The organism is Roseburia sp. (genome assembly GCF_041325975.1).
In the GTDB taxonomy this organism is placed as follows: domain Bacteria; phylum Bacillota; class Clostridia; order Lachnospirales; family Lachnospiraceae; genus Roseburia; species Roseburia rectibacter.
Window position 1 is genome coordinate 931,984 of record NZ_JBGLEJ010000004.1, and the last position, 8,017, is coordinate 940,000.

1 protein-coding gene, 8 tRNA genes and 1 rRNA gene (1 of these 10 cut by a window edge) are annotated in these 8,017 nt (G+C 46.6%); all 10 read right to left on the minus strand.

Translation table 11 applies throughout. The features are described from left to right. Nucleotides 1-14 precede the first annotated feature (14 nt). Entirely contained in the window at nucleotides 15-3,911 is a 3,897-nt protein-coding gene (locus ACDD58_RS07665) for a DNA-directed RNA polymerase subunit beta (RefSeq protein WP_117920696.1), read from the minus strand. 204 nt (nucleotides 3,912-4,115) lie between these two features. After that, a tRNA-Arg gene (locus ACDD58_RS07670) sits at nucleotides 4,116-4,189 on the minus strand. Between the two features lie 34 nt (nucleotides 4,190-4,223). Further along, a tRNA-Leu gene (locus ACDD58_RS07675) sits at nucleotides 4,224-4,307 on the minus strand. A 22-nt stretch (nucleotides 4,308-4,329) separates the two neighbouring features. Beyond that, nucleotides 4,330-4,402, minus strand: a tRNA-Val gene (locus tag ACDD58_RS07680). Between the two features lie 155 nt (nucleotides 4,403-4,557). Then, nucleotides 4,558-4,631: transfer RNA gene (locus tag ACDD58_RS07685), tRNA-Asp, on the minus strand. Nucleotides 4,632-4,643: 12 nt separating this feature from the next. After that, nucleotides 4,644-4,717: transfer RNA gene (locus ACDD58_RS07690), tRNA-Ile, on the minus strand. Nucleotides 4,718-4,727: 10 nt separating this feature from the next. Next, a tRNA-Thr gene (locus ACDD58_RS07695) sits at nucleotides 4,728-4,800 on the minus strand. Between the two features lie 101 nt (nucleotides 4,801-4,901). Next, nucleotides 4,902-4,973 (minus strand) — tRNA-Glu (locus ACDD58_RS07700). A 26-nt stretch (nucleotides 4,974-4,999) separates the two neighbouring features. Then, a tRNA-Asn gene (locus tag ACDD58_RS07705) sits at nucleotides 5,000-5,072 on the minus strand. 112 nt (nucleotides 5,073-5,184) lie between these two features. Beyond that, nucleotides 5,185-8,017 (minus strand): 23S ribosomal RNA (locus tag ACDD58_RS07710); it runs 61 nt beyond the window's last position.

Here is an 8,017-nt window from a genome sequence, read left to right on the forward strand (position 1 = left end):
CACTCCCTTTCTATTTATTCTTCGTCAAGAGTATTTTCTTCTGCATCGTCGAAAAAGTCGGAATCATCCTCATCTTCCTCCGGCTCCTCATCCACATCTACGAGTTCTTCATTTTCCGCATTGAACTCTTTCTGTGAGAATCCCATCTTTGCAAAGGAATCACTGTCCTCAAATGCAAAATCCTTATCTCCGGAAATAATGGAATTCAGATCGGTATTGCCGTATTCGCTTGTCTCCATCAGCTCTACTTCGTTTCTGTCCTCGTCTAAGACTTTGACATCCAGACCAAGTGACTGAAGCTCTTTTAACAGAACCTTGAAAGACTCCGGAATACCCGGCTCAGGGATATTATCACCCTTAATAATTGCTTCATAAGTCTTAACACGTCCGACAACATCATCGGATTTTACTGTTAAGATCTCCTGTAAGGTATAAGATGCACCGTATGCTTCCAGTGCCCAAACCTCCATCTCTCCGAAACGCTGTCCACCGAACTGTGCTTTACCACCTAACGGCTGCTGCGTTACTAAGGAGTAAGGACCAGTAGAACGTGCATGGATCTTATCATCTACCAGATGGTGGAGTTTCAGATAATGCATGTGTCCAATGGTTACCGGTGAATCAAACGGCTCTCCGGTACGTCCGTCACGAAGCTGAACCTTTCCATCACGGGAAATCGGAACACCTTTCCACAGTGCACGATGCGCACGATTGTCAGAAAGATACTTCATAACGTCTTCTCTTAAGATATCTTTGTATTTTTCTTCAAAACTCTCTGTTTTGCCTTCTTTTGCTGCTTCCTGCGCATCAAACGGCATATTTACATAGTCATTTGCAAGCTCAAGTGTATCCTGGATATCGATCTCTTTTGCACCATCAAATACCGGTGTTTCAATGTTAAATCCAAGTGCCTTTGCAGCAAGACTTAAATGGATCTCAAGGACCTGACCGATGTTCATACGGGACGGCACACCAAGAGGATTTAATACGATATCAAGCGGACGTCCGTTTGGCAGGAATGGCATATCTTCAACAGGAAGTACACGGGAAACAACACCCTTATTACCATGACGACCAGCCATCTTATCACCGACAGAGATCTTTCTCTTCTGTGCGATGTAAATGCGGACTGCCTGATTTACACCAGGAGATAACTCATCACCGTTTTCTCTTGTAAATACTTTCGCATCAACTACGATACCATATTCACCATGTGGTACTTTTAAGGAAGTATCACGAACTTCTCTTGCTTTCTCACCGAAAATTGCACGAAGCAGTCTCTCCTCCGCAGTCAGCTCAGTCTCTCCCTTCGGAGTAACTTTTCCGACTAAGATATCACCGGCACGAACTTCTGCACCAATACGGATGATACCTCTCTCATCGAGATCTTTTAACGCATCATCGCCGACACCAGGAACATCTCTTGTGATCTCTTCCGGTCCGAGTTTTGTATCACGTGCTTCTGCTTCGTATTCCTCAATATGGATAGATGTATAAACATCATCCTGTACCAGTCTCTCACTTAAGAGAACAGCATCCTCGTAGTTGTAACCTTCCCAGGTCATGAATCCGATCAGTGGGTTTTTACCAAGTGCTAACTCACCGTTTGAAGTAGACGGACCATCTGCAATTACCTCTCCGGCTTCCACACGGTCACCTTTGAATACGATCGGTCTCTGGTTGTAGCAGTTAGACTGGTTACTTCTTGAGAATTTTGTCAGTTTATATACATCTCTGGTTCCCTCATCACTCTTAATGATGATCTGGTTTGACTCAGAGCTTTCTACAATACCGGATTTCTTTGCGATCACACATACACCGGAGTCAACCGCTGCCTTTGTCTCCATACCTGTTCCGACTACCGGAGCATCTGTGGTAAGAAGCGGCACTGCCTGACGCTGCATGTTAGATCCCATCAGCGCACGGTTTGCATCATCGTTCTGTAAGAACGGAATAAGTGCTGTTGCGACAGAGAATACCATCTTCGGAGATACGTCCATGTAATCAAACATAGTCTTCTCATACTCCTGTGTTTCCTCTCTGTAACGACCAGATACGGAATTACGGACAAAATGTCCTTCTGCATCCAGTGCCTCATTCGCCTGCGCTACATGGTAATTATCCTCTTCATCTGCTGTCATATAAACTACTTCGTCTGTGACACGCGGATTCTTAGGATCTGATTTATCGATTTTACGGTATGGTGCCTCTACGAAACCATACTCGTTAATTCTTGCATAACTTGCCAGTGAGTTGATAAGACCGATGTTTGGTCCCTCAGGCGTCTCGATCGGGCACATTCTTCCGTAATGGGAATAATGTACATCTCGTACCTCGAATCCGGCACGGTCTCTGGAAAGACCACCAGGTCCTAATGCAGAAAGACGTCTCTTATGTGTCAGCTCACCTAATGGGTTGTTCTGATCCATAAACTGTGACAACTGGGAAGAACCAAAGAACTCTTTTACCGCTGCTGTTACCGGTTTAATATTGATCAGACTCTGTGGAGAAATACCGTCTAAATCTAAAGTAGTCATTCTCTCACGAACAACTCTCTCTAATCTGGAAAGACCGATACGATACTGGTTCTGTAATAACTCACCAACTGCACGGATACGTCTGTTTCCAAGGTGATCGATATCATCATCATTACCGATACCATACTCTAAGTGCATATTGTAGTTAATGGATGCAAAAATATCATCCTTTGTAATATGCTTCGGAATCAGGTCATGCACATTCTTTTTGATCGCTTCTTTTAATTCATCAATATCTGTATGTTCTTCCATCAACTGAGCAAGTACCGGATAGTACACCAGCTCGGTGATACCAAGGTCTTTTGGATTGCAGTCCACATATGTTCTTAAATCAACCATCATGGAAGAAAGAACTTTGACATTTCTAGTCTCTGTCTGAATCCATACATATGGAACAGCTGCATTCTGGATATCATCTGCAAGACTTCTTGTCACTTCCGTACCAGCCTCTGCAATGATCTCACCAGTTGCAAGATTTACAACATCCTCTGCGAGAACCTGTCCGTTGATACGGTTCTTTAACATAAGTTTCTTATTAAATTTGTAACGGCCTACTTTTGCAAGGTCATATCTTCGCGGATCAAAGAACATAGCAGAAATAAGGCTCTCCGCACTTTCAACTGTAAGCGGCTCGCCTGGTCTGATTTTCTTATATAACTCAAGAAGACCTTCCTCATAATTTGTTGCAACGTCTTTTCCAAAACTTGCAAGAATCTTCGGTTCCTCACCAAACAGATCGATGATTTCCTGATTGGTTCCGATACCAAGTGCACGGATCAATACTGTGATCGGCACCTTTCTCGTTCTATCAACACGAACATAGAATACGTCATTGGAGTCTGTCTCATACTCTAACCATGCACCACGGTTCGGGATCACGGTACAGGAATACAGCTTTTTACCCACTTTATCGTGAGCAATACCGTAATAGATACCCGGAGAACGTACCAACTGGCTGACGATAACACGCTCGGCTCCGTTGATTACGAAAGTACCTGTCTCGGTCATCAAAGGAAGATCACCCATGAAAATCTCATGTTCATTAATCTCATCTGTTTCTTTGTTGTGAAGTCTTACCTTTACCTTTAAAGGTGCTGCATAAGTTGCATCTCTCTCTTTGCACTCCGGAATTGTATATTTTACATCTGATTCACATAATGTAAAATCAACAAATTCCAGACTCAAGTGACCGCTGTAATCTGCGATCGGGGAGATATCGTCGAAAACTTCTTTTAAGCCTTCTTTTAAAAACCACTGATAGGAGTCTTTCTGAACCTCTATCAGATTCGGCATTTCCAATACCTCTTTCTGTCTTGAGTAACTCATACGCATGCCTTTACCGGCTTTGACTGGTCGTATTCTGTTTTTCTCCATTTGACGTTTCACCTCTCGTTTTTATTAACATAAGGGCAGAACCCGTTGTTTATAACGTTACCGGACTCCTGCGAATAAGCGCACTAAGTCCACTGCACCACAATAGTGCAACGTATATGATAGCACAAGAGAGGAGATTACGTCAAGAACTTTTTTAAATTATATATAGAAAAAGAGACATGATAAATCATGTCTCCATACATACGTGCGCGAGAAGATTCGAACTCCCGACACCTTGGTCCGTAGCCAAGTGCTCTATCCAGCTGAGCTACGCACACATATTTAATTCATTGTATCTGAAACCAGATACAATGCCGGCGACCGGAATCGAACCGGTACTGTATTTCTACAACAGGATTTTAAGTCCTGCGCGTCTGCCAGTTCCGCCACGCCGGCATAATGAGATAAACTCATTGAATGGGACCTATAGGGCTCGAACCTATGACCCTCTGCTTGTAAGGCAGATGCTCTCCCAGCTGAGCTAAGATCCCACGCGATTACTTGTAGTGAGTGCTAAAATAAAAGATTCTGAGTTGTGACATGCTTGCATGGCTAAGACTCAGAATCTTTTATTTTATCCGAGCGTTAGCGCGGGATGGCAGTTCGTAGAACTGGCATACACACTCACATTTTCCTCACTGCAAAACGACCCAAGCGGGACTCGAACCCGCGACCTCCGCCGTGACAGGGCGGCGCTCTAACCAACTGAGCCATTAGGCCTTATTTAGTTAGTGGACCATCGGGGACTCGAACCCAGGACCGACCGGTTATGAGCCGGTTGCTCTAACCAACTGAGCTAATGGTCCAAATGTTTAAAGCCGATGATCGGACTCGAACCGATAACCTGCTGATTACAAATCAGCTGCTCTGCCAATTGAGCCACATCGGCACGTATTCTATCAACAACATACTTTATGCTATTAATATTACTGCCTAAATATATACCAAGAATACAAATCTGTCAATACTTTATTTCTTTATATTCCTGAATGACTCCGACGGGAATCGAACCCGTGTTACCGCCGTGAAAGGGCGATGTCTTAACCGCTTGACCACGGAGCCTTATCTTTATTCTTTCATTAAAAAAACTCCCCGAGTAGGACTCGAACCTACGACAGCGCGGTTAACAGCCGCGTGCTCTACCAACTGAGCTATCGAGGAATAATCTAAAGGTATTTTCTTAGTACCTTCAAAACTTCATACAGAACACCATCAATAACATAATCTGTGAAGTTGCGAAGCAACTTCCAATGCGAACATCGTTCGCTATTATTTGGTCAAGCCCTCGATCGATTAGTAACAGTCAGCTCCACACGTTACCGTGCTTCCACCTCTGCCCTATCTACCTTGTACTCTTCAAGGGATCTTACTTCCTTATGGAAGGGATATCTCATCTTGAGGGGGGCTTCACGCTTAGATGCCTTCAGCGTTTATCCCTTCCGGACTTGGCTACTCTGCCATGCCGTTGGTCGACAGCAGATACACCAGTGGTCCGTCCATCCCGGTCCTCTCGTACTAAGGACAGCTCCTCTCAAATATCCTCCGCCCGCGCCGGATAGGGACCGAACTGTCTCACGACGTTCTGAACCCAGCTCGCGTACCGCTTTAATGGGCGAACAGCCCAACCCTTGGGACCTGCTACAGCCCCAGGATGCGATGAGCCGACATCGAGGTGCCAAACCACTCCGTCGATGTGAACTCTTGGGAGTGATAAGCCTGTTATCCCCAGGGTAGCTTTTATCCGTTGAGCGATGGCAATCCCACTTTATGCCACCGGATCACTAAGTCCTACTTTCGTACCTGCTCCACCCGTCGGTGTCGCAGTCAAGCTCCCTTCTGCCTTTGCACTCTTCAAATGGTTTCCGACCATTCTGAGGGAACCTTTGAGCGCCTCCGATACCCTTTCGGAGGCGACCGCCCCAGTCAAACTCCCCGCCTGGCATTGTCCCACCGCTGGATCACAGCGGCTGGTTAGAAACCCAATACTGCAGGGGTGGTATCCCAACAGCGACTCCCTTGAAACTGGCGTCCCAAGTTCTCAGTCTCCCACCTATCCTGTACGTGCAGTACCGAATCCCAGTACCAAACTGGAGTAAAGCTCCATGGGGTCTTTCCGTCCTGGCGCGGGTAACCAGCATCTTCACTGGTACTTCAATTTCACCGGATGCATTGTCGAGACAGTGCTCAAATCATTACGCCTTTCGTGCGGGTCGGAACTTACCCGACAAGGAATTTCGCTACCTTAGGACCGTTATAGTTACGGCCGCCGTTTACTGGGGCTTAAATTCAAAGCTTCATCTTGCGACTAACCTCTCCTCTTAACCTTCCAGCACCGGGCAGGCGTCAGCCCATATACTTCACCTTACGGTTTCGCATAGACCTGTGTTTTTGCTAAACAGTTGCTTGAGCCTATTCTCTGCGGCCCACCCTGAAGTGGGCACCCCTTCTCCCGAAGTTACGGGGTCATTTTGCCGAGTTCCTTAACAATGCTTCTTCCGTCGGCCTTAGGATTCTCTCCTCATCCACCTGTGTCGGTTTACGGTACGGGCACATATAAAACAATAGCGGCTTTTCTCGGCACATGGCTCACACACTTCGCTACTTTTATTTCGCTACACATCACGTCTTTGGCTTATCAGGTGGATTTGCCAGCCTGACACCTCTTCCGCTTGTACCGGTATTTCCATTCCCGGCTTATGCTTTCCACATGCGTCCCCACAGTTCTGTTTATATGTGGTACAGGAATCTAAACCTGTTGTCCATCGGATACGTCTTTCGACCTCTCCTTAGGCCCCGACTTACCCAGAGCAGATCAGCTTTACTCTGGAAACCTTAGATATTCGGCCGGAAGGATTCCCACCTTCCTCTCGCTACTCATTCCGGCATTCTCTCTTCTTATCCCTCCACTGCTCCTTCCGGTACAGCTTCGTCGGTCTTAAGAATGCTCCTCTACCAATCACTATGTGATTCCTAAGCTTCGGTGTCGTGTTTCAGCCCCGGACATTTTCGGCGCAGGACCTCTCGACCAGTGAGCTGTTACGCACTCTTTGAATGTATGGCTGCTTCTGAGCCAACATCCTGGTTGTCTTTGAAATCCCACATCCTTTTCCACTTAACACGCACTTTGGGACCTTAGCTGTAGGTCTGGGCTCTTTCCCTTTTGACCACCCAACTTATCTCGTGCAGTCTGACTCCCATTCATCATCTACATGGCATTCGGAGTTTGATATTCTTTGGTAAGCTTTGACGCCCCCGCGGAAATTCAGTGCTCTACCTCCATAAGACTAAAATGAGGCTAGCCCTAAAGCTATTTCGAGGAGAACCAGCTATCTCCGGGTTCGATTGGAATTTCTCCCCTACCCACACCTCATCGCCACCCTTTTCAACGGATGTGCGTTCGGTCCTCCATTGCCTTTTACGGCAACTTCAACCTGGACATGGGTAGATCACCCGGTTTCGGGTCTACGCGTGCTGACTGAACGCCCTGTTCAGACTCGATTTCTCTTCGGCTCCACACCTTAAGTGCTTAACCTTGCCGGCACGCGTAACTCGCCGGACCGTTCTACAAAAAGTACGCGGTTCATCATATAAAGATGTTCCACAGCTTGTAAACACAGGGTTTCAGGTTCTCTTTCACTCCCCTCCCGGGGTCCTTTTCACCTTTCCTTCACAGTACTATGCGCTATCGGTCACTAAGGAGTATTTAGGCTTACGGGGTGGTCCCCGCTCATTCCATCAAGGTTTCTCGTGTCTCGATGTACTCTGGATACCGCCATGTCATCTTTCCTTTCGCTTACGGGGCTTTCACCCTCTCTGGCAGGCTTTCCCAAAACCTTTCTGCTAGGATCAACGAATCAATTATGCGGTCCGAACCCCACGGTGCACGCACCATGGTTTGGCCTCTTTCCATTTCGCTCGCCGCTACTTTGGAAATCGATTTTTTCTTTCTCTTCCTCCGGCTACTTAGATGTTTCAGTTCACCGGGTTCCCTTCCATACGTTATGGATTGGCGTATGGATGACTGGAGTTCGTCCAGCCGGGTTTCCCCATTCAGATATCTGCGGCTCAATGGATATTTGCTCCTCCCCGCAGCTTTTCGCAGCTTA